This is a genomic window from Desulfovibrio sp. (genome assembly GCF_041907885.1).
Classification (GTDB): Bacteria; Desulfobacterota; Desulfovibrionia; order Desulfovibrionales; family Desulfovibrionaceae; genus Desulfovibrio.
Genome location: NZ_JAYRGM010000006.1, coordinates 1 through 20,671, shown reverse-complemented (window position 1 = coordinate 20,671; position 20,671 = coordinate 1). Strand labels below are relative to the sequence as shown.

The window sequence follows — 20,671 nt, the reverse complement described above, 5'->3', positions numbered from 1 at the left end:
GCAGCTCTGCACCCTGCGTACATTGCACATAAAAGCCCCGGAGCGGCAACCGCACCGGGGCTTTGCTATTCTGATTACGCAGGCAGGGCGGGCTGGCAGCCACACCCGCGCCATGCGCCGGGTAAAACTACGAAACCATCTGGGCGATGAGTTTTTTGAGCTCCTGCGCCTGTTTTGCCAGTTCTGTAACAGCTGCCGCAGATTGCGACATGGCAGATGATGTTTCTGAACTGATGGTGTTGATCTGCTCGATGGAGCGGTTGATCTCGTCACTGGTGGCCGACTGTTCTTCGGCTGCGGCGGCGATGGAATGCGCCTGATCCGCAGCCTGATCCACCAGAACCACAATTTCGGAAAGCGCCGCCCCAGACGTGCCTGCAAGTTCGGTGGTCTGCTCGATGGTGCTCACCGTATTGTTGACCTGATCAATATTCTGCGCCGTGCCGTTCTGAATGCCCTGAATGGCAGAGCCCACTTCGCGGGTTGCCTGCATGGTTTTTTCTGCCAGCTTGCGTACTTCGTCGGCCACAACGGCAAAGCCACGCCCGGCTTCGCCAGCGCGGGCCGCTTCAATGGCGGCGTTCAGGGCCAGCAGATTGGTCTGGTCTGCAATGTCTGAAATAACGGTCATGATCTGGCCAATGCTCTGGGCCTGATCGCCCAGTGATGCCATGCCGCTTTTGAGCGCCAGTGCCTGGGTGTGCAACTGGTTGATGCCCTGCACAACCTTGTTGACCACATCTGCGCCGTGCTCGGCCTTGCTCTTGGCATTGGTTGTGGTGTCTGAAGCGCCGCCAGCGTTGCGCGCCACCTCAAGCACAGACACGTTCATCTGTTCCATGGCTGTGGCAGTTTCAGAAACGCGTTGCGTCTGCTGGTCGGCCCCACGGCTGGCCTGCTCCACCTGGGTGGAAAGTTCCTCAGTGGCGGTGGAAAGGCGGTCGGCGATTTCGTTGGCGTTCTGCGCGATTTTGGCAACAGAGTCGCGCTGTTGCTCAATGGTAACCTGCTGCTTTTTGATCTCTGTGAGGTCAAACACCAGGGTCATGGCACCAACAATGTTTCCGTCCAGATCACGAATGAGCGAGGCATCGATGCGCAAGAACCTTTGAACGCCATCAGAAAAAGCCAGTTGTGTTTCAATTCCGTGCGCATTGGTTCCCTCGGCAAGGCACTTGTGGCAGATAGTGCGTCTGTCAGGGTCGCCGTAGAAAAATTCTGCGGCTGACATGCCGATGCAATTTTTGGCCAGCCGAGTGCAGCCAACCAGTTTGAGCATAGCCTCATTCACATAGGTAATGCGCACATCAGTATCAACTACCAAAGACGGGAATGTAATGCCCTGCAATACTCCGTCGGCAAAGCCCAGGCGGTTTTTTAGCACTGCGGTGGTTTCTTTAAAGTTGCCCGCAAGCTCTGCCAGCTCAAAGCTGAAATTGCCTGTAAGCGCGGCCTGAAAATTGCCATGGGCAATCTGTGCGCTGTAATCCATGATATTTTTGAGAGGATTGGTAATAACCCGGCGCACCATAAATATGATGCTGCCAAGCAGTACAATCAAAATACCGCAGGCAACGGCAATAAGAATGTTGCGTTGTACGACGGCATCGCGCGCAAGGTCGTCCTCAAAGGCAGATGTGCAGACAAGCCAGCCGGTTCTTTCAACGGTATTGAACACAAGTACCTTTTTTCTGCCCTGAAATTCGTAATCAAAAGAACCGTGCTTCATTTTGAGCGCTTTGGGCACAAATTCTGTCGTGCTTGCGTCACTCATATGCAAATCTGGGTTGGGATGGGCAATAAAGCGCCCCTTTGCATCAATGATAAAGGCATAGCCGTGTTCTGCAAAACTGATGTTGAGAACATGGCTTTTAATATACTCAAGCCAGTTGATGGTAACGCACAGCGCACCCACTGGCTTGCCATTTTCTCCCAAAACAGGGGTACCAATGACGAGGATTTCTTTTTTGGTTGTTTTTGCAACAATGATATTGGGATCAATAACATCATTGCCCTGCATGATTGGCTTAAAATAGGCCCGGTCTCCATAATTGTTGCCAATAAATGACTCACCCTGGCTGGATGCGCCCGATACGGCAATCCCCTGGCTGTTTAAAACAAATATGGAGTTGATGCCCTTGTATTCTTTAACAAGGGCTTTGATGAGGGCGTCCATTTCTGCGCTGTCGCCCTCAACAGCTTTTCTTGCCTGGCCGCTCTGGGCGGGAACCTTGACCATGCTCATATTGGCATCAATAAGGTCATTTACGTTGGCAATAAGACCTCTGTTAATGATCTTCATACCGTCAACAGATGTTTCGTTGACAATATTGTACGAAGATTTACCAACGTAAATGACAAGAATAGAGACGCCCGTAAGCAGAACTATGCTTATAATTGCAGCAAGTGCTGAGTTTACGCTTTTAAAAGATAGGCGTGGCATAATTTCCTCCAGTGAACGTGGGCTGCCAGGCTGGTTTCGGGTTTGTTAATCTATGTTAAAAAAATTAACATACCGGCAGATAAACATGAAAGAAAAACAAATTATATCGTTTCCATAAAGTATATAATCGTCAAATCCAATAGGTACGTTATATTATTTGAAGTAAAAAATTATTAAAAATCAAATTTCACATCAAATATTCAAATGATTACTTTTAAATCTCTGTAGTGCAGTCTGCCAACGGGGTTATCTGCCGCTCAACCTGCCAACGGCCCCAAGAATAAGCGCCCCGCCCAGTACAACGCCCATGCCTGGGGTGTCGGCAAACAGCAGCCACGCAACAAGTATTGCGTAAACGGGCTCAAGGGTGATGATAATGGCGGCCTGCCGGGCCTTAAGCACAGTGAGGCTGCTCACATACAGGCTGTAGGCCAGGGCCGTGCATAAAAGGCCAAGGCAGGCGATCCACAACCAGTCGAGCGGTGCAAGGTCAACAAGGTCAAAGGCCGCAAAGGGCAAGAGGCAAAAAATGATAACCAGATTTTGCCACCAGCAGGTGTGCATGCCCGACATGCCGCCGGCAAAATGCCTGTTGGCTATGGCCACAAGCCCGTATACACCGGCAGAGCATATGCCCCACAAAAGACCGTGCGTTGCAGTATTGGTGAGTGAAAATGACGGTGTAAGGCATACAAGCCCAATGCTGACCATTGCGATGCACTGCAATTCACGCGAACTTGGCCGCTCGCGGTAGGCGATGGCTTCAAAAATTGCGGTAAAAGCGGGAAAGCATGCAAACCCAAGCGTGCCCACAGCCACGCCGCCAAGTTTTATGCCCATAAAAAATGTTACAAAGTGCGCTGTCAGCAGCACACCGCTGACAGCCAGGCCTGCAAGGTCGCGGGTTGTAACGTTTTTCCACGGCGGGTTGTGCTGCACAAGGCAAATGCAACCCAGAGCCGCCACGGCAATCAGGGCTCGGCCGCACACAAGGTCAATGGCAGAGCATTGGCACAGCTTGCCGAAAATGCCAGAAATACCAAACAGCACGGTTGCAGCGTGCATGCGTAGCAGGGCAGAGCGAATGGCCCCGCCCGGCATTTCATTTTTTTTGCAAATGCTGGTATTGTGTTGGCAAGATTGCTCCGCCTGGTTGGCTAGAGGCATGTAAACTCCTTATGGTAGCGTGCTATTGATACTTGGAATGCCAGTATTCTGCAAGCGCTGGGGATGTCCCGCTTTGCTGGCAGGGCAAATAAGGCTGAACTACTGGCATGCCATTTATGCAGTGCCTCATAACCGTAGATAATATTTCTGCAAAAAAGTCTAGATTTTATCTTGAAATTCGCAGTCAGGTAGTGTAGCGCAAAAAGAAAAGATGGCGTAACACGATGTTTGGCTAACCAGTGCCAGGCCGCACGCATCATCGGGGGCATCATGCCGCAGGTTGCAGCACGCATTAACGACGATCAGGAACGCTGGCTCAAAGACTATTTTCGCACAAAAAGCGCCGGGGCGGAATTTATCCTCCCCTGGGCGGTGGATACGTTTTTTCGGGCCATTACGGGTATCAAGCACATCTTTAGTGCGGCAGAGCTTAAAACCATTGTGGAAGCCCACAAGGATATGAAGCTTATGCCCGACCACACGCGTCTTTCGTACCTTTTGCTGCGTGTTACCGATGCGTGCGATATTAACGGCGTGCATATGCGGCATGGAGCCAGCAAATCGAGCCTTGAAGCCAAGATCAAAAGCCTTGATGATACGCAGGCTACAGCACTGATGGTGTGGGCATCTGCTTTTTGGGTAAGCCGCAATTGTTCTGCGGAAAATATGGATGAGTACATCAAGGCCTATTGATTTTATTTCGTCATATATTTAGGTTCACAACGCCTTGGTAGCCCGGAGTGTTGCGACCACGCCGGATTTGCTGCCCCCAGGGCCGGTGGTGGACGCCACAGGGTTTGTGTTTGGTGTGGGTTTTTTGCCTGCCGCCAAACAGGTCTCCTGAACAGCCAGTGCTGTGATACATCTGGATTCGGCGTATTTTCCGGTCGCTTTGGCGACCTTTTTTTTTCGGCGCGACAACCGCGCAAGAGAGAGCTTTATGCTGCAAATACTGCGCGCCAAGCTGCACTGCATACGTGTTACCGGGTGTGAACTGAATTATCACGGTTCAGTTACCCTGGATCCCGAACAATGCCGTGAGGCTGGCATTTACCCGCTGGAATTTGTCTATATCTGGAACAAAAGCAACGGTAAGCGCATTTCGACCTATGTGATTTATGGTGAACCGGGATCGCGCTGCTGCATACTCAACGGCGCGGCGGCACGCGCCTGCCAGCGCGGTGACGAAGTTATCATCAGCGCATTCGAATACGTGAACGGCCCGCAAGACCTGTACAGCCGCAAGCCCGTGGTGCTGACCTTCAACGATGACAACAGCGTGCAGGAGCGCCTGCGCTATGTTGTGGACGGCGAAGAAGAAGGGGATTTTGGCTTTCATGTGGAAAGCGAATAAGCCCGGCCCATGGCTTGCGCGTGGCCCTGGCGCACCAGGGCAATGCTGGCAGGCAGCGAGATATTGAATGAAAAAAGGAGGCTCCGTCGGGGCCTCCTTTTGTATTTTCTGGGGGATGAAAATGACTGCCTGCGATTGCTGGGCGGCAACCAGGGGCGCAGAACAAAGCGGCTATTCGTTGGTAAGGGTGAGGTAAAGGTCGCCCTGCCAGGGGCCCACACGCTTGCCCAGACCGCGCAGCCGAATGGGTTTGCCCACGGCAAAGTCGGGGGGCAAGGTTATCTCTACCGTTTTAAGCTCACCAGAAAGCGCCTGCCGAATTTGCAGACGTATGCGCCTGCCCGGCGCAAGGTTTGCCGAGGGCAGGACGAGACTCTGTTCCTCATCAATCTGTCGGCGCAGCCAGCCCTTGACCATGCCGGTAACGCCCTTGCTGTGGTCTTTGTTCCACTTGGGCGTACCCCAGGCAAGGTTGCTCTGGTGCAGTTTTACGTTGCGTTTTTCAGCGGCGGCAGGCTTTGCCTTGGGTTGCTCTGGCGCGGGTTCTTCCTGTCGGGGCGGGGGCGTTTCTGCCTGGTGCTGGCGATTCAGCTCACTGTAAATGTCTTCGAAAACGCGGCGGGCAAAGGGGTCGGTAAGCAGATCGCGCAGCACATCGTGCTCGGAATAGCCGCTCTGGGTATTCTGCTGACTGGCGTTTGCCCCGTTTGCCCCTTTTGCTTTGGTCTGCTCCTGTTCCTGCCTGCTGCCCTGGCTTGCCCAGGCTGAAGCTCCGGCGGTTTGTCCCGTGCCGGTGCTGCCAGCGGTTGCAGAGGCGCCAGCGGGGCCAGCGGGGCCTGAGCCAGACGCTCCCTGTGTGCCTGATGGGCCTGCGGTTGTCTGCTGTCTTGATTTTTCAGATTCTGCACCGGCGTTTTGCCGGGTTTCTTTTTCTGCCCGGGCAGAGGCTTGCCGTTCTTGTTCCTCGGCGGCTTCAGCCCGTGTCGCGCGCGCCCTGGCTTCTTCCTGCTCGGCCCTGCTGCTCTCGGTTGAGGCGCGCACGGTATCCTCGTGCTTAAGCACGGCCGAAAGCGCCACGTAGGCCTCGTTGAGCAGCTGAAACTCGCTGCTGGCATCGGGATTGCCGGGGTTGAGGTCGGGGTGCAGCTCAAAAGCCCGCCGCCGGTAGGCCCTTTTTAGGTCTGCCGTGTCGGCGTTTTTTTTCAGCTTGAGAATGTCGTAACATTCCTTGAGCGAGATTTGGCGGGGGCGGCGTCTCATGGCTTATTTAAGGATAAGCGCGTTTGCTTCGCAGGAAGGGTCGGAAGCAAGAAGACCATTTTCTTGCAGATATTCCCTTCCTTCACGCGCAAACTGCGCATGCTTGGCATCGGGTTCGATGCCGGGGCAAAATTCCTTGGCCATGGCAAGGCTTGCAGCGTCTTCGATATTGCCGCGAAAAAAAGGCCACGCCCGGCAGATGGAGGGCTTGCCCTCATGCACGCCACAGCCGCTGCCCTGATGAAAAAATACGCAGTAACCGTCTTCGCCACAGCGGATTTTAAGCTTGCCGCCAATGCGTTCGCAGTACTGGTCTGCCACCAGTTCGGGGGCCAGCTGCATGTGGGCGGCCAGCCTTGTCAGGTCGGTGGGGCTGACAACAATGCCGCCCCTGCCTTCGCAGCAGTGGCCGCACATGCGGCAGTTGAAAACTGATTCTCCGTTAACGGCGGTCATGGGCTATAATCCTTGGCCTTGAGAAGTGAGCGAAGGGCGCAGCAAACGCGCGTGTTCCACCATGATACAGGAATCTTCAACCACGGTTATGCCGGTTTCTGCCAGGGCCTGGCGCGCTTCTGGCGAACGGATGCCAAGCTGCATCCAGAAGACCTTGGGCTTCCAGCCAAGGTCCAGAACTTCTTGCGCATGGCCGGGGCAGTATTCTGGCGCGCGAAACAGATTGATAATATCCACGGGTTCGGGCAGCTCTGCAATGGTGGCAAATGCGGGCAAACCCCACACGGTCTTGCGCACCGGGTGTACAGGAACAACGCGGTATCCCTGCTCAAGCAGATAGCGGCCAACCCTGTCTACGGCCTGGCCGGGTTTGTCCTTGGCACCGATAATGGCGATGCTGCGTGATTCGCCCAGCACGGCGCGCATCAGTCTGTCGTCAAGCATAGTACATCCATGCCGCCAGGGGGGGCGGCTTGTCAGCGGGCAGCCCAGTGGGTTGCTCCCGTGGTTATATCTGTAAACATTTCTAATAGACGGCAATGGCAAAATGCGCAAGTTCCCGGCCTTGCTTTGGCGAAATCTTTTCCCCGTTCCTCTTGCTAGAAACTGATGCCCGGTGCCCCCCCCTTGAGCTAGGCGGCCTTGGGCGGGGGGCTCGTCTCCTTGCCTGATTCACGCAAGGGGCCGGAAAAAAGCGGCGCTATGGCCAGCAGTTTGTCTGTTTTGCCAAACAGATACACTACGTCGTCGGCTTCAAACAGGTCGTTGGGTTCCGGCGATGCCTGGGTTGCGCCATGGCGCAGGATGGCAATAACCGTCACCCCGTATTTGCGGCGCATCTGGCTTTGGGCCAGGCTTATGCCGCACAGGGGCGAAGCCGCCGCAAGCCGCATGGCCTGCACGCCCATGTCGGGCAGACGGCTGACCATGGAATCGAGCGAGTTCACCGCAGCACTCATGCGGCGGATCATGCGGTAGTTTTCTTGCCGGATGCGGGCCGCATACGAATCTATATCCTGCCGGGGAACCAGATAGCGCGTGAGCACGCGGCTGAAAACCTCTATGGAGGTTTCAAATTCCTCGGCGATCACCTCATCTGCGCCAAGCTGACGCAGGGGGGCAACCTCGCTCACAAAGCGGGTGCGGGCAATGATGTGCAGATGCGGGTTGAAACGGCGGGCCTCGATAACAATGGCGCGCACGGCGGAAGGGTCTGAAATGACAATGGCCATCACGCGTGCCTTGGTGACGCCCAGGTGCTCAAGCACAACCGGCTGCGAGGCGTCGCCGTGCGAGATGGGTTCCTTGTGGCGGTAGCGGGTGACTGTTTCGGGGTTCATTTCAAGAATGGTGTAGCAAAGCCCCGATTCGCGGGCCACGTGGGCCAGATGTTTGCCGCTGATGCCAAAGCCCACGATGATCAGGTGGTCTTCCATGGCGCAGGCGCCCTCGTGGTTTTCAGCGGTGGCAAGCTTGTGCTCGTTGCGCTTACCCGCAACCATGTCGGCAAGCCGGGGCGCAATGGCCATGAGGCAGGGCGTCAGCATCATGGTGAGTACGCTTACAGCAAGAAAGGTCTGGTAGGCGTTCATGTCAAAAAGCTTGGCGCTCAGGCCGGATGCCGCCAGCACAAAGGCAAATTCGCCTACCTGGGCCAGCGAAAGCGAGGTGATGATGGCCGCACGCAGGGGGTAGCCCTGCACCAGCACCGCAGGCAGGGTGAGCAGTGTTTTGATGACAATGAACAGCGCCGTTATGACGACAATGCTCACGACATGTTGCGAAAAATACTCCAGGTTCAGCAGCATGCCCACAGAAATGAAGAACAGGCTCATGAACACGTCGCGGTAGGGCAGAATGCCCGAAATAACGCTCATGCTGTACTGCGAGCGGGCCAGCATGAGGCCAGCCATAAAGGCCCCAAGCGAAAGGGAAAGCCCCAGATAGTTGGTGAGCATGGCCATGCCGAGGCACAGGCCAAGGGTGGAGAGCAGCAAAATTTCTCTGGTGCGGGTGCGCACCACGGCTTCCATGAGCCTGTCGAGGCCAAAGCGGGCAAACAGCAGCACTGCGCCCAGCACAGCCACCACGCGCAGGGTGGAAAACACCGCGCCCTCAAGCGAAAGCTCAAGCGTGCCTGCCAGCAGGGGCACGCACAGCAGCATGGGCGCAACCATGATATCCTGAAAAACCAGAATGGCCAGCGAAAGGCGGCCTGTGGGCGTGCTGGTGGCTCCTCGCTCCTGCAAGATGCGCAGCACAATGGCCGAGGAAGAGAGCGCCACAAGGCAGCCCCAAAAAATACCCTGCTGAAACGTGCCGTGGCTCAGCAGCATGGCAATGCCCGCCACAGCCATGACCGTAAGGCCTATCTGAAGGCTGCCGCCCAAAAAAACCGGCCTTTTCAACCGGTTGAGGGCTTCGCCAGAAAGCTCCATGCCAATGGTAAACAGCAGCATGGCCACGCCAAGCTCTGCAATGTGGTCAATGGCCCGCATGTCTTTGACAATACCGAGCATAGATGGGCCACACAAAACGCCTGTGAGCAAAAAACCCACCGTGGCGGGCAGTTTGATCTTGTTACAGACGATGGTGACAAAGATCGAAAGCAGAAAAATAATGACTATTTCATAAAGCAAAGGAACTTCCATGCAGCCTCCTGCGGCAATCTAGCACTGCGGGCCAGTGCAGCGCAAGGCGTAGTGTGCGGGCCACAGTGCAGGGCAGGCCCGGTGCATGTTTGCTCCGGGCCTGCCCTGTCTGCATGTAACTGTGTACAATGATTTTTTTTGTTTAAACTGCGTGCCTGTCAGCTGTCTGCGCGCATGTCGGGCAGGGCCACAAAGGGGCCAACAGATATTTTGCCTGCCGGAACCAGCAGCACCTGCTGGCCGTCGTCCATCTGCACCACACCGTCGGGCAAGAATGTCAGCCGCAGGGGCACAACCACCGTGCGCAGCATGGTGAGCTGATCTTTTTCCATGCGCGGCGCAATACTTTTTTGTTGGCCGTCTGCCTGCCAGCGCAGGGTGCATGCGGCGGTGACCAGGCCAGCGACCGTGCCATTTTCATGAAAACACAGTGAATTAATATCGCCGCAGATGGCCGAGGCCGTGGAATCGTAGGCCGCCAGTTCGCCCAGCAGTGTGGGCACATGCACGGGGCGCGCAGGTTCGCAGCTGCGCAGGCTGCCGTTTTCGTAAAAAGCGCAGCCGTAGCGCACCGGCATGGGGCCAAGGGGGGTGACGAGGCGTATTGTTTCGCCGGGCCAGAAGGTGACACTTTCAAGCACGCCAGACGGATAGAAACGCAAGCCCTGAATTTTGGCGCATACGTTCTGCCCGTGCAGGGAAAGGCTGTGTTCTGTGGCAAGCTTGCGCTCGTCCTGTTCTGTCCAGTAGCCGGTAAGCTTGCCCTTGCGCAGCAAGATGCGCTTGATCGAACCGTTTTCGTGCCAGGCCAGCCATTCGGCGGGCATGTCGCCAAGGGGGGTGCTCACCGTGGTCTGGCTTTGCAGCTCAAGGGCGCGCCACATGCCGTTGGGGTACAGGCTAAAGCTTTTGCCGCTGCTGCGGCGCACGTCTTCCGGGTCGTAAAGCGGAACCAGCAAGCCCTGCGGCGTGGCAACACGGTTTTCTTCCAGCAGGCGGCAATCCTGCGGGGCGCCGTCTGGCCAGCGCGTGAGCACATGCGCTCCGCTTACAGGGCCGTAGGGGGTCAGCACGGTTTCAAATTGCAGGGCGGTACTCATAATGTCTCCTAAAGTCCGTTGGGCGCGGTTTCGCCACAGAGTGCGTGCGAAATGCGGGCGCGCACGGTTCCGTCATCCTGCCGGGTGCGGGCGCAGGTCAGGTGGTGCTGGCGTATGTGCTCCTCAAGCCAGGGGGGCATGTGCCCGCAAATGAGTTCCAGCTCCACAAAGGGTGTGGATGCCAAAAAGGGCCGCAGGGCTTTTTTTGATGTGATATCCGGGTGCGCGGCCTGCACCTCCATGAGATTGATGGTGTATACGCCGGGCGTGTCCGTGGGCGTGGGCGCGGTGGAAACCTGAACTTCGCCCTGGGCCGAAGCCAGAATTTCGCTGGCAAGGGCATCGAGAACGTCGGGCGAAAAGGCGTCCAGTTCGCACAGGCAAAAACCCATACGGCTCAGTTCGTTATAGGCGAGCCCAGAAATACTGACACCAGCAATAGCTGCCTGCTCTGGCAGCAGATTGGCAAGCTGGCGCAGGCGTTCGCGCATCTGGGGCAGGGTATCACAGCCCTCAAGCGAAAAGGGCACAGCATCGCAGGCACGCCAGGCTTTATCCGTGCTCCAGTCGCGCTGCCAGACAGAAAGATGCGTACAGCTATCCATGGTGGTAATGGAATTTTCTGTATTTTCCAGCACTGCAATGCAGTCACACTTCATGGCGATCTCCGTAAAGCGGGGGGCGGTGTCCGGGCGCATGGTACAAGATGAATCTTGTTCCCCGCCAAAAAAGACAGGCCCGTTTGAGGGAGTGTACTTATATGGTGTTAGCCGGTGGCAGAGGGCAGAACAATATTGCGCCTCTACAGCCCGAACGGGCGCGTGCCATAGCCGTATCCCAGATGTTTTCCCCAGCCGTTCATGGATTTTTGCGGCAACAGGGTGGCAGCAAGGCGTTCCAGTTCAAGGGCCTTGCGGGAATCTACCGCGCACGAAGTGTTGCCAAGCCGCGCCGCTGCCGCTGTAAAGGTAGCCAGCCCGCAGTTGCCCGCCCTTTCGCCAATGCCCCAAAGGGTGGTGTTGACGTAGCGTGCCCCGGCGTTCACGGCCATAAGCGAGTTTGCCACAGCCATGCCAAAGTCGTTGTGCGCGTGGATTTCCACATCCACGCCCGTTTCGCGCAGCATGCGCACGGCCCGCCACACCTTGTCGGGCGTGTAGCAGCCCACGGTATCACTGAGGCGCACGCGCACCACGCCGCACTGGCGTGCCGCCTTTGCCGCTTCACGCAGCTGGTCTGGCGAGGCGTGAGAGGCATCTTCAAAACCCACGGTAACTTCCGCACCCCGGCTGGCGGCAAGCACCGCGCACTTTGCCAGCGAGGCAAGCACCTCGGCGCGGGTGGTTTTGAGCTTGTCCTTGATCTGGCGGTCAGAAACAGGGCAGCACAGATGGATGATGTGGGGAGAGCAGTCAAAGGAGTGGCGCACGTCGCTTTCGCGCAGGCGGTTCCAGGTGGATACGCGGGCGTTGGCGCAGGCCTCCCGGATGGAGCGGATGGTGGCTTTTTCGTTTTCGCCCATGGCGGGAACGCCCGCTTCAATCTGGTCTACGCCAGCCTCGTCCATCATGGACGCCAGACGTATTTTAAGGGCAGGAGCAAAGGCAAAGCCGGGAGCCTGCTCGCCGTCGCGCAGGGTTGTGTCTACAATAATGATCTCAGGCATGGTCCACCTCCGCAGAAACCGTTGCACCCGAAAGACCGCAACAGTCCGTTCGGGCAGAAGACAAGGATTCGGGGGGATGGCATGTGTGACACAGGTCGAGAAACTGGGCGTCAGTCAGGCTGCACTGCTGCCGCTCGGCAAGCTGCTGAACCCTTTCAAGCATATGTTCTTCTGCCGCGCGCGGCAAGTTCAAACCAAGCTGGCGGGCCTTGATGCGCAGCGAAACGCGCCCCGAGTGTTTACCCACCACAATCTGGCGCTCAAGCCCCACGGTAGCTGGCGGGTAAGGCTCGTAAAGAAAAGGCTTTTTGACAATACCATCCACATGGATGCCGGATTCCACAGCAAAGATATCTGCGCCCAGCACTGCCTTGTGGTGGGATATGTCAAAACCGGCCTCTGCAAGCAGGGCCGTGACTTGCGGCATTTTGTCCAGGTTGGCGAGGCCGGTATCAACCCCCTGGGCGTACAGGCTTAAGGCCACTTCTTCCAGCGCGGGCCCGGCATCGGGGCCGTGCAGGGCAGAGCCGCCAATGCAGCCCGCCACACGGGGGCCGCCCTTGAGCAGCCACAATACGGCCAGGGCCGTGGCGCAGCCTGCGTGGTCGCCGGGGCTGAATTCCACGGTGTCCTTTATGGCGGCAAAGCTGGGCCAGAGCTCGGTTTCAAAGGTATAAAGCGCGTCACAGCAGCCGCTCAGGCGCGACCACGGCCCGTAAGGGGCCGAACGTTTGCCCGTGCGGCGGGCCTTGGCGCTGGCTGCTGCAAATTGCAGGTCTGGGGGAATTTCGACCACAAATCCCATGTGGTGCATGAGGTCGATCCATTCCCCGGCCCAGAGCGCAAAAGCGTCTGCGGTCTGCCTTTGCTCTTGCGAGTGCGTGGCTGGCAGCACCCGGTAGAGCAGGCAGAGCGTTCTGTCCACCAGTTGAGGCATGGAGATAACCTCTTGGCAAAAATGGCGTGTACCCCGGCCTGACCGGTTTGCCTCCGGTCAGGCCGGTGGAATGGGCCGGAATTATCCGCAGAGCGCCTTGGCGGCGTCATTCACGGCCTTGTCCACATTTTCATACAGGGTAAACACGCGTATTCCCTTGGTCTCAAGCTTCTTGAGCGGGCTTTCGCCTATGCGCAGGGCAAGCACGCCCTTGCAGTCGTCCACAGCGGCCAGAATGCCCGCCATGCGTCCGGCCTTTTCGCCGCAGTCGTCCATGCCGTTGCAGTATTTGGAAACACTGCGCGTTTCTACATAGCTGGCGGCAGCGCCGTCGCTCTCGTAGATATAGAACTGTTCTGCCTGGCCAAAGTGCTGGTCAACGGTCATGCCGGTCTTGGAGGCCACGGCAATGCGTATCTTGCGGGCCACAGGGGGCTTGGCTTCTTCCGCTGCGGGGGCCTTGGCGGCAGCAGGGCGGTAATCAATGGACTTGTCGTCGCCCAGCAGGCCCACGGCATCGGCGCGGCACTGCTTGCAGTGGTACATCTGCTTGAGCGTGGGCTCGCAGCTGCGGCGCATGTCCATAAGCTCCTTGTTGCTCACCAGGGGCATGTTTTCAAATACGCTGCCCTTGACCGGGATAAGCTGCATGATGTTGGTCATCACCGCGCCAAGCTCGCGCGCTGTTTCCACCACCTGCGGAATGTGCCCGTCGTTGATGCCCTTGAGCAGCACCGTATTGACCTTGCACACTATGCCCGCCTGGGTGAGGGCGCGCAGGCCCGCCATCTGGTTGGCAAGCAGCAGGGCGGCTGCGGTTTCGCCCGTGTATTTCTTGCCCCTGTACATGGCAAACTTGTAGATCTGCGCACCAATGGCGGGATCAACGGCATTGATGGTCACGGTGGCGTGGCTTACGCCCACGCGCTTCATGTCTTCCACATGCTCCGGCAGGGCAAGGCCGTTGGTGGACATGCAGAAGGTGATGTTGGGATCTTCCTTGCGGATCATTTCGAGCGTGCGGAATGTTTCCTCCGGATTGGCCAGCGTGTCGCCTGGGCCGGCAATGCCCACAACCGTAAGATTGGGCATGTCGTGCTTAACTTTCATAAAGTGGTCAAAAGCCTGGGCGGGCGTGAGCACGGCTGTGGTGACACCGGGGCGGCTTTCGTTGACGCAGTCGTACTTGCGCAGGCAGTAGTTGCAGCTCAGGTTGCACTTGGGCGCAATGGGCAGATGCAACCGGGCCGAGGTGGCACAGGCCCCACAGGAGAAACAGGGATGGGACTTGGTGCGCTCTGCATTGACAGCGGCGGGGCTGCCAGCGGCCAGTTCGGCAAGCGCGGCGGTGGAGGCCGTTACAGGCACAAGCGGTTCGCTGGCCGGGGCGACAACTTCTATGCGGGAGGCTTTGGCTTCCATGGCGGCATCATCCTTGAAGTATTTGTTGAGAAGCTCCTCGCGGAAGCTGCCTTCGGTAAACTGCAACATGGCATTGGCCGTTGCTTCCATAAGGCTGAGCGAGCCGTCATAGAACAGCAGGCGCGTGCGCTGGCCGCCAACTCTGTCGTGGATGGGAAAGCCGTAACGCAGCAGCGGAACATGGTGGCGTTCTTCAATGCGGCGACCGTCTGAATTGCCAAGCATGAGGTTGGCCTTGCGCGCAAGCAGGGCGTTTTCAATGGCGGCAAAGTCGGCAAAATTCAGAATGTCAAAATCGCCGCTGAACTGTGTTTCCGTAGCCTGGGCCATATCGGGCGCAAGGGTTTTTTCAAAACTGGCACAGCGGCTGCCGGTGGCGGCCACAACGGGTACTGCCCCGTTTTCGCACGAGGCGCGCACAAGGGCCAACACCATGTCGGGTTCGCCGTAGACGGCAACGCGGCACTGGGCATTGTACTTGTGCGCGTCGATCATGGCATCGAGGTAGCGGGCGCGTTCTTCGCGCACGGTGGCGGGTATCTGCCCGCCAAGGGCCTCAAGCGTGGCCACAAAGGCATCGGTATCGCGCAGGCCCACGGGCAGATTCATGCGCAACAGGGGCACGCCATAGGTATCGCGCAGATACGCACCGGGCGAATATTCTTCGGGGCAGAAGGGCGCGAGTTCAAGTGTCATGCGCGCGCCAGCCATAAGGCCGATGCGGGCCAGCGTTGTGCCGTACTGGGGCAAACGATTGTAGTTGTCTTCGTGCCCGCCATCAAGGTTTTGCGAAAGATCGGGCAGCAGCACATATTCAAGGCCGCAGCCGTCCAGCAGCGCCTTGAGCGCTCTGGTATCCGCCGCCGAGAGGTGGCCGGTGATGATGTTGACCACATTGTTGGGCGCGGAATCCATGGGCACGTGGCGCACAATGGCGTGCAGCGCACGGAAAAATCCTTCGTACTGCGAGCCGCCGTAGCCGGGCGAAGAAACGGGAATGATGGTGGCCGTCACTTCCGGGTGTTCGTCCTTGAACTGCTTGATGATGGCGGGCACATCCTCGCCGATTGTTTCGGCAAGGCAGGTGGTGGAAACGGCGATCACCTCAGGGTTGTACAGCTTGATGAGGTTTTCCAAGCCCTTGAGCAGATTTTTTGTTCCGCCGAATACCGTGCCTTCTTCCGTAAGCGAAGACGAGGCGATATCTACCGGCTCATTGTAGTGGGTTGCCATGTGCCGCCGAATATAGGTGCTGCATCCCTGCGAACCGTGCAGAATGCTCATGCTCTTGCTGATGCCGTAAAAGGCGCTTACTGAACCCATGGGCATGCACATCTTGCAGGGATTTGTATTCAGGTTGACAAGATTGGCGCTCATTGTCTTCTCCTTATGTTCCAGGCGGCCTGTGGCCGCAGCGGCGGGCAAACTGTGTGCAAGCCGATTACGCTGTGCTAGAAATGTGCTGCTCTTGCGGCCAGTGCTTGGCGCACCAGGTTGGCCTGCGCCTGCGTTGCCTCGGCAAATGAGGCGTTGCTGCGCGTAAACTGCCATACGGGGCTGTTGATCGAAAGGTTCACCTCGCGGGTGAAGTTTTCCACGCCTTCAAAACCGCCCAGGGCGTGCTTGCGCTCGTGGTTGTGGTCGCAAAAGGCAATGCCCAGCTTGTAGGCCAGGGGGCGTTCCTTGACGCCGCCCACCAGAATATCCGCGCCTTTCTGCTTCATGAAGGTTTCAAGCTCTGCGGGGTTGGCATCGTCAAGAATGACCGTGCCGGGATTCACGAGGCTTGAAATGATTTCATAATCTTCGGGCTTGCCGGTCTGGGTTCCCACCACCACGGTTTCTATGCCCATTTCGTTAAACTGACGGATGAGCGATATGGCCTTGAAACCGCCGCCCACAAAGATGGCGGCCTTTTTGCCCACAAAGTGCGGCTTGTACTGTTCAAGAAACGCGTTGGCTCTTGCGCCGCGCTCGGCAATAAGGGCCTCGGCCTTGCGTTTGGCGTAGTCGTCGTTGAGGCGTTCGGCCACCTGGCGCAGGGCTGTGGAGGTGTCCTCCACCCCAAAGAAGCTGGCGCGCATCCACGGAACGCCCATTTCGTCTTCCATGCGGTGGGCCAGATACATCATGGAACCAGCGCACTGCACAATGTTGAGCTGGGCTGCCGGGGCCTTGATGAGCGTTTCGTAGGCGGCGTCGCCCGTAAGGGTGGCAACAATGGGAATGCCCATTTCGCGCAGATAGTTGCGGATAATCCACATTTCGCCCGCAAGGTTGTAGTCGCCCAGAATGTTGACGCCCTTGATCTTGGCCTGATCCTTGTGCGGCTCCATAAGCTGCACAAGGGCGTTGCAGGCCATGCGGTAGCCCGTGGACTTGGTGCCGGAAAAACCGGGAGCCTTGACCGCGATAACGCGGATGCCATGCTTCTTTTCGGCATTGCGGCACACGGCTTCCACATCGTCGCCGATCACGCCCACAATGCAGGTGGCGTACACAAAGATGAGCTTGGGCGAATAGTTTGCCACGGCCTCGTCAATGGCGCGGGTGAGCTTTTCTGCACCGCCAAAGACAATGTCTTTTTCCTGCAAATCGGTGGAAAAACTGTTGCGGAACATTTCTGAGCCGCTGGTGAGGCTGCCACGGATGTCCCAGGTGTAGCTGGCGCAGCCGATGGGCCCGTGAACGATATGAAAGGCATCGGTAATGGGGTTTAACACCACGCGCGCACCGCAGTACACGCAGGCCCGCTGGCTCACGGAACCGGCCACGCTGGCCGTATCGCAACGCAGGCCGTCGCCGCTACAGCAGCCCCCGCCCTTGTTTCCCTTTTCCTTGATGGACGTACGGCGTTCTTCAAGTATTTCCATAGCCATGGGAACCCCCTTGGAAGGGCGGGGGGAGTGTTCCCCCCGGCCCCTGTCGCGGCTTTGAGCCGTCTTACATGATCAGATCCATGTCTTCGTCGGCGCAGTTGCGGTCAAACTCTTCCATCAGCGTGTCAGCGATCTTGGTGGCCAGCTGGAATGCACCACGGTAGCCAACTATGGGCAGCGAGCCGTGTCCGTAGCGGTCAAGAATCGGGAAGCCAGCGCGCACCAGCGGAATGTTTTCGGCCTTGGCGATCTGCTTGCCGTGCGAGTTGCCGAGCAGCAGATCAACGGGCTCTTCCTTGATGAACTGGTGCAGGTCAAAGAGATCCTTGGCCGCAAAGGCCTTGCATTCTTCTTCCTTGCCGTATTCCTTGAACATGGCCTTGGCCAGCTTGACGAAGGTTTCGCCGGGCGTACCCGTGAGCACATACTTGGGAATCATGCCCAGTTCGAGGCAGAAGCGGGTCAAGCCAAGCACTGTGTCGGGGTCGCCGTACACGGCAACTTTTTTGCCGTAGAAGTACGGGTTTGCATCGAGCATGAGGTCGAGCAGACGGCCACGTTCTTCGTCGATAAGCGGGTCAACATCGCCGCCGTTAAGGTTTGCCATGGCCATGATAAAGGCATCGGTATCGGCCAGGCCAATGGGCAGGGGCAACAGGTCAGATTCCACACCGCACTTGCGCTTGAGCTGGGCGGCGGGTTCTGCGCTGGTAAGGCGGCCAAGCGCCAGAACCTTGCGGCATGTACCGAGTGCGCGGATTTCATCAATGGTTGTGCCGCCATCGGGGTACATCTTGTATTCGCCGGTCATGGGGGCATCCATGACATTGCTGCAATCGGGGAACATGATGGACTTGAGCTTCATCAGGTTCACAAGATGCTTGTACTCGCGGATGTCGCCGGGGTTCACAAAGCCGGGGAACACCGCCACGGTTTCTGTGGCCTTGCCCTTGGCGGCAAGGTAGCTGATGAAACCGGCCATCATGTTGGCAAAACCCGTCACGTGCGAGCCCACGTAGCTCGGCGTGTTGCAGTGAACTACGATCTTGTCGTCCGGAATTTCCATGTCGTCGATGTAGGTCTTGAGGTCATCGCCGATGGTTTCGGAAAGACAGGTTGTGTGTACGGCAATGATGTCCGGGTTGTAGACTTCAAAGGCCGTCTTGACGCCCTGGCGGATGTTGGGGCCGCCGCCGAACACGCATGCGCCTTCGGTAAAGGAACTGGTGACACCGATGGCCGGTTCCTTGAAGTGGCGCGTAAGGTAGGTGCGGTGGTAAGAAGCACAACCCTGCGATCCGTGGCTGTAAGGCATGCAGTTGCGCACACCCAGGGCGGCAAACAGGGCGCCCACAGGCTGACAGGTCTTGCACGGGTTGATAAGAACGCCCGATCTGTTCACATGTGTCTTTGGGGTGAGGTCAAGCATACTATTCTCCCACAGTTCCTTGCAGGGTGGCGCGGTTCTTCCAGGGCGGGGTTACCATGTGCCACGCGGGGGTAAAATAACCCATGCAGAGGTCGTAACCGAACTGCGTTGCACCCTTGAAACCCGCGTAAGGCCCGCTGTAATCGTAGCTGTGCAGCTGCCGGGAGAGGGTTCCGGCCTTCTGCAACGCGTACTTGTCCTTGATGCCAGAGAAAAACATGTCGGGCTTGAGGATTTCCATAAATTTTTCAGCTTCGTACATGTTGAGGTCGTCAACCACGTAGGTTCCCTCGTCCATGTCGCGTATCATGCCATCGTACTTTTCAAGCGGAATCTCTGCGGCCAGCTTGTCGTACTGTTCCTGGGTAAGGTAGGCGTGATACTTCTTTTCGTCCTTTTCCACGGTGATGTGTTCAATGTTCTTGCTGTCCGCGTCGTCCTTGATGTTGGGAATGATATCCCGGCCTTCATAGTCGTCGCGGTGGCCAAATTCGTAACCGGCCAGCACAGTCTTGATGCCCAGGTCTTGCAGCAGGCCCTGGTAGTGGTGCGAGCGGCTGCCGCCCACAAAGAGGGCTGCGGTTTTACCGTTGAGGCGGGCCTTGTAGGCCGCCATCTGATCCTGCACCTCGGCCAGTTCTTCGGCGATAACCTGTTCGGTGCGCTGCGCAAGCTCGGGGTCGCCAAAGTAGGCTGCCATGTCGCGCAGGCTCTGAACTGTTCCTTCAAGGCCGATAAAGTTGACCTTCAGCCAGTCCACGCCGTACTTGGTCTTCATCATTTCAGCGATGTAGTTGATGGAGCGGTGGCACTGCACGAGGTTGAGATTGGCCTTGTGCGAGCTCGCTATGCGTTCCACTTCTCCGTCGCCGGTGAAAACCGAAACCACTTCGTAGCCGATCTTTTTGAGAATGCGTTCCTGTTCCCAGCCGTCGCCGCCGATGTTGTATTCGCCAAGAATGTTGATCGAATACTTGGTGGCGGGTTCGTAATCGCCCGTGCCAATAACGCGCTTCATAAGGCCGTTGTTGGCAATGTGGTGACCAGCCGACTGGCTTACACCCTTGTAACCTTCGCAGCTGTATGCCACGCAGCGGATGCCGTATTCCTTTTCAGCTTCTGCGGCCACGGCCTGGATGTCGTCACCAATCAGGCCCACAGGGCAGGTGGCGGCGATCATGATGGTCTTGGGATGCATGAGCTCCATGATTTCGTCGATGGCCTTCTTGAGCTTTTTTGTGCCGCCAAAGACGATATCGGGCTCCTGCATGTCTGTGGTAAAGCAGTACTGGATGTAGTTGGGGGCATCACCTTCGGCCTTGGCCTTGTTGCGGCGCGTGCCCCAGCTGTAAAAGCCGCAGCCAACAGGGCCGTGGGTGATCGTAACCATGTCCTTGATGGGACCGAGCACAACGCCCTTGCAGCCAGCGTAACAGCAGCCCCGGTTGGTCATGATGCCGGGAATGGCACGCGTGTTGGCGATAATAATCTGGTCTTCCGCAGGATTGACCTTGAGCATGTGCTCCTTGCGGTTCTTGAAGACCTTGGCGTTGTAGCGCTCAAGCACTACTGCGTTGGCGTCAATACTCATACAATACCTTCCTTATGCGTCAGCGCGCTCGCCCGTGCGAACCACATAGGATTCTTCCACCGGCATCACAAAGATCTTTCCATCGCCGGGGTGGCCGGTGCTGTTGGCCTCTATGATGGCCTTAACCACAGCTTCGACCTTTTCATCGGGAACGCAGATATTGAACAACCGCTTGGGTATCAGCCTGCCCACTTCGGTCAGGGATTCGCCCGCCGGAGTGCGCGGCAGCTCGCCGCTTTCCATAACCATACGCAGGGTGGCGGGATCCATGCCTTTTTTGCCGCGCCCCAGGCACTTGGTGCATGAGAATGAGGGG

At 57.4% G+C, this 20,671-nt stretch carries 17 protein-coding genes; 2 read left to right on the top strand and 15 right to left on the bottom strand.

Annotated features, from left to right (window positions below; genetic code table 11):
• Positions 1-127 precede the first annotated feature (127 nt).
• Together ACE3NW_RS05320 and ACE3NW_RS05315 are read right to left on the bottom strand one after the other, a co-directional pair.
• The gene (locus tag ACE3NW_RS05320; protein ID WP_374281136.1) at positions 128-2,443 is read right to left on the bottom strand and encodes a methyl-accepting chemotaxis protein; all 2,316 of its coding nucleotides are present in this window, start codon (positions 2,441-2,443) and stop codon (positions 128-130) included.
• Between the two features lie 246 nt (positions 2,444-2,689).
• Entirely contained in the window at positions 2,690-3,610 is a 921-nt protein-coding gene (locus ACE3NW_RS05315) for a DMT family transporter (RefSeq protein WP_374281134.1), read from the bottom strand.
• 270 nt (positions 3,611-3,880) lie between these two features.
• On the opposite strand from ACE3NW_RS05315, the gene ACE3NW_RS05310 reads away from it, so the two are divergent.
• The gene (locus tag ACE3NW_RS05310) at positions 3,881-4,303 is read left to right on the top strand and encodes a hypothetical protein (RefSeq protein WP_291331905.1); all 423 of its coding nucleotides are present in this window, start codon (positions 3,881-3,883) and stop codon (positions 4,301-4,303) included.
• Between the two features lie 247 nt (positions 4,304-4,550).
• On the top strand, positions 4,551-4,964 hold the full coding sequence (gene panD / locus ACE3NW_RS05305) for an aspartate 1-decarboxylase (protein WP_374281132.1): 414 nt from the start codon (positions 4,551-4,553) through the stop codon (positions 4,962-4,964).
• Between the two features lie 171 nt (positions 4,965-5,135).
• On the opposite strand, the gene ACE3NW_RS05300 is transcribed toward panD, so the two are convergent.
• The 13 genes from ACE3NW_RS05300 to ACE3NW_RS05240 form a co-directional block, all read right to left on the bottom strand.
• Complete coding sequence (locus tag ACE3NW_RS05300; RefSeq protein WP_374281130.1) at positions 5,136-6,224, bottom strand: J domain-containing protein; 1,089 nt, start codon at positions 6,222-6,224, stop codon at positions 5,136-5,138.
• Positions 6,225-6,227: 3 nt separating this feature from the next.
• Positions 6,228-6,680 carry a YkgJ family cysteine cluster protein gene (locus ACE3NW_RS05295; RefSeq protein ID WP_374281128.1) on the bottom strand — a complete coding sequence of 151 codons (453 nt, stop codon included), beginning with the start codon at positions 6,678-6,680 and terminating at the stop codon, positions 6,228-6,230.
• Between the two features lie 3 nt (positions 6,681-6,683).
• Positions 6,684-7,124 (bottom strand): CoA-binding protein, encoded by a 441-nt coding sequence (locus tag ACE3NW_RS05290; protein ID WP_374281126.1) that lies wholly within the window; start codon positions 7,122-7,124, stop codon positions 6,684-6,686.
• 188 nt (positions 7,125-7,312) lie between these two features.
• The gene (locus tag ACE3NW_RS05285) at positions 7,313-9,331 is read right to left on the bottom strand and encodes a cation:proton antiporter (protein ID WP_374281124.1); all 2,019 of its coding nucleotides are present in this window, start codon (positions 9,329-9,331) and stop codon (positions 7,313-7,315) included.
• Positions 9,332-9,489: 158 nt separating this feature from the next.
• Positions 9,490-10,431, bottom strand: a complete 942-nt coding sequence (locus ACE3NW_RS05280) for a hypothetical protein (RefSeq protein WP_374281122.1) — start codon at positions 10,429-10,431, stop codon at positions 9,490-9,492.
• An 8-nt stretch (positions 10,432-10,439) separates the two neighbouring features.
• On the bottom strand, positions 10,440-11,090 hold the full coding sequence (locus ACE3NW_RS05275; RefSeq protein ID WP_374281120.1) for a Fe-only nitrogenase accessory AnfO family protein: 651 nt from the start codon (positions 11,088-11,090) through the stop codon (positions 10,440-10,442).
• A gap of 143 nt (positions 11,091-11,233) precedes the next feature.
• On the bottom strand, positions 11,234-12,097 hold the full coding sequence (locus ACE3NW_RS05270) for a hypothetical protein (RefSeq protein WP_374281118.1): 864 nt from the start codon (positions 12,095-12,097) through the stop codon (positions 11,234-11,236).
• Positions 12,090-13,034, bottom strand: coding sequence for a hypothetical protein (locus tag ACE3NW_RS05265; RefSeq protein WP_374281116.1), 945 nt, complete (start codon positions 13,032-13,034; stop codon positions 12,090-12,092). Before ACE3NW_RS05265 ends, ACE3NW_RS05270 begins: the two co-directional genes overlap by 8 nt.
• 81 nt (positions 13,035-13,115) lie before the next feature.
• The gene (gene nifB, locus ACE3NW_RS05260; protein WP_374281114.1) at positions 13,116-15,833 is read right to left on the bottom strand and encodes a nitrogenase cofactor biosynthesis protein NifB; all 2,718 of its coding nucleotides are present in this window, start codon (positions 15,831-15,833) and stop codon (positions 13,116-13,118) included.
• Between the two features lie 74 nt (positions 15,834-15,907).
• A complete protein-coding gene (gene nifE, locus ACE3NW_RS05255; protein WP_374281111.1) occupies positions 15,908-17,335 on the bottom strand; it encodes a nitrogenase iron-molybdenum cofactor biosynthesis protein NifE in 1,428 nt (475 codons plus the stop codon).
• A gap of 64 nt (positions 17,336-17,399) precedes the next feature.
• Entirely contained in the window at positions 17,400-18,764 is a 1,365-nt protein-coding gene (locus ACE3NW_RS05250; protein WP_374281109.1) for a nitrogenase component 1, read from the bottom strand.
• A gap of 1 nt (position 18,765) precedes the next feature.
• Positions 18,766-20,355 carry a nitrogenase molybdenum-iron protein alpha chain gene (gene nifD, locus ACE3NW_RS05245; RefSeq protein ID WP_374281107.1) on the bottom strand — a complete coding sequence of 530 codons (1,590 nt, stop codon included), beginning with the start codon at positions 20,353-20,355 and terminating at the stop codon, positions 18,766-18,768.
• Positions 20,356-20,367: 12 nt separating this feature from the next.
• Positions 20,368-20,671: P-II family nitrogen regulator (locus ACE3NW_RS05240; protein WP_374281105.1), on the bottom strand; the 304-nt coding region annotated here is incomplete at its 5' end.

Excerpts from the sequence above, each read along its gene's own strand:
- ACE3NW_RS05320 (WP_374281136.1), bottom strand. The coding sequence starts at position 2,443 with ATGCCACGCCTATCTTTTAAAAGCGTAAACTCAGCACTTGCTGCAATT.
- ACE3NW_RS05315 (WP_374281134.1), bottom strand. The coding sequence starts at position 3,610 with ATGCCTCTAGCCAACCAGGCGGAGCAATCTTGCCAACACAATACCAGC.
- ACE3NW_RS05310 (WP_291331905.1), top strand. The coding sequence starts at position 3,881 with ATGCCGCAGGTTGCAGCACGCATTAACGACGATCAGGAACGCTGGCTC.
- panD (WP_374281132.1), top strand. The coding sequence starts at position 4,551 with ATGCTGCAAATACTGCGCGCCAAGCTGCACTGCATACGTGTTACCGGG.
- ACE3NW_RS05300 (WP_374281130.1), bottom strand. The coding sequence starts at position 6,224 with ATGAGACGCCGCCCCCGCCAAATCTCGCTCAAGGAATGTTACGACATT.
- ACE3NW_RS05295 (WP_374281128.1), bottom strand. The coding sequence starts at position 6,680 with ATGACCGCCGTTAACGGAGAATCAGTTTTCAACTGCCGCATGTGCGGC.
- ACE3NW_RS05290 (WP_374281126.1), bottom strand. The coding sequence starts at position 7,124 with ATGCTTGACGACAGACTGATGCGCGCCGTGCTGGGCGAATCACGCAGC.
- ACE3NW_RS05285 (WP_374281124.1), bottom strand. The coding sequence starts at position 9,331 with ATGGAAGTTCCTTTGCTTTATGAAATAGTCATTATTTTTCTGCTTTCG.
- ACE3NW_RS05280 (WP_374281122.1), bottom strand. The coding sequence starts at position 10,431 with ATGAGTACCGCCCTGCAATTTGAAACCGTGCTGACCCCCTACGGCCCT.
- ACE3NW_RS05275 (WP_374281120.1), bottom strand. The coding sequence starts at position 11,090 with ATGAAGTGTGACTGCATTGCAGTGCTGGAAAATACAGAAAATTCCATT.
- ACE3NW_RS05270 (WP_374281118.1), bottom strand. The coding sequence starts at position 12,097 with ATGCCTGAGATCATTATTGTAGACACAACCCTGCGCGACGGCGAGCAG.
- ACE3NW_RS05265 (WP_374281116.1), bottom strand. The coding sequence starts at position 13,034 with ATGCCTCAACTGGTGGACAGAACGCTCTGCCTGCTCTACCGGGTGCTG.
- nifB (WP_374281114.1), bottom strand. The coding sequence starts at position 15,833 with ATGAGCGCCAATCTTGTCAACCTGAATACAAATCCCTGCAAGATGTGC.
- nifE (WP_374281111.1), bottom strand. The coding sequence starts at position 17,335 with ATGGCTATGGAAATACTTGAAGAACGCCGTACGTCCATCAAGGAAAAG.
- ACE3NW_RS05250 (WP_374281109.1), bottom strand. The coding sequence starts at position 18,764 with ATGCTTGACCTCACCCCAAAGACACATGTGAACAGATCGGGCGTTCTT.
- nifD (WP_374281107.1), bottom strand. The coding sequence starts at position 20,355 with ATGAGTATTGACGCCAACGCAGTAGTGCTTGAGCGCTACAACGCCAAG.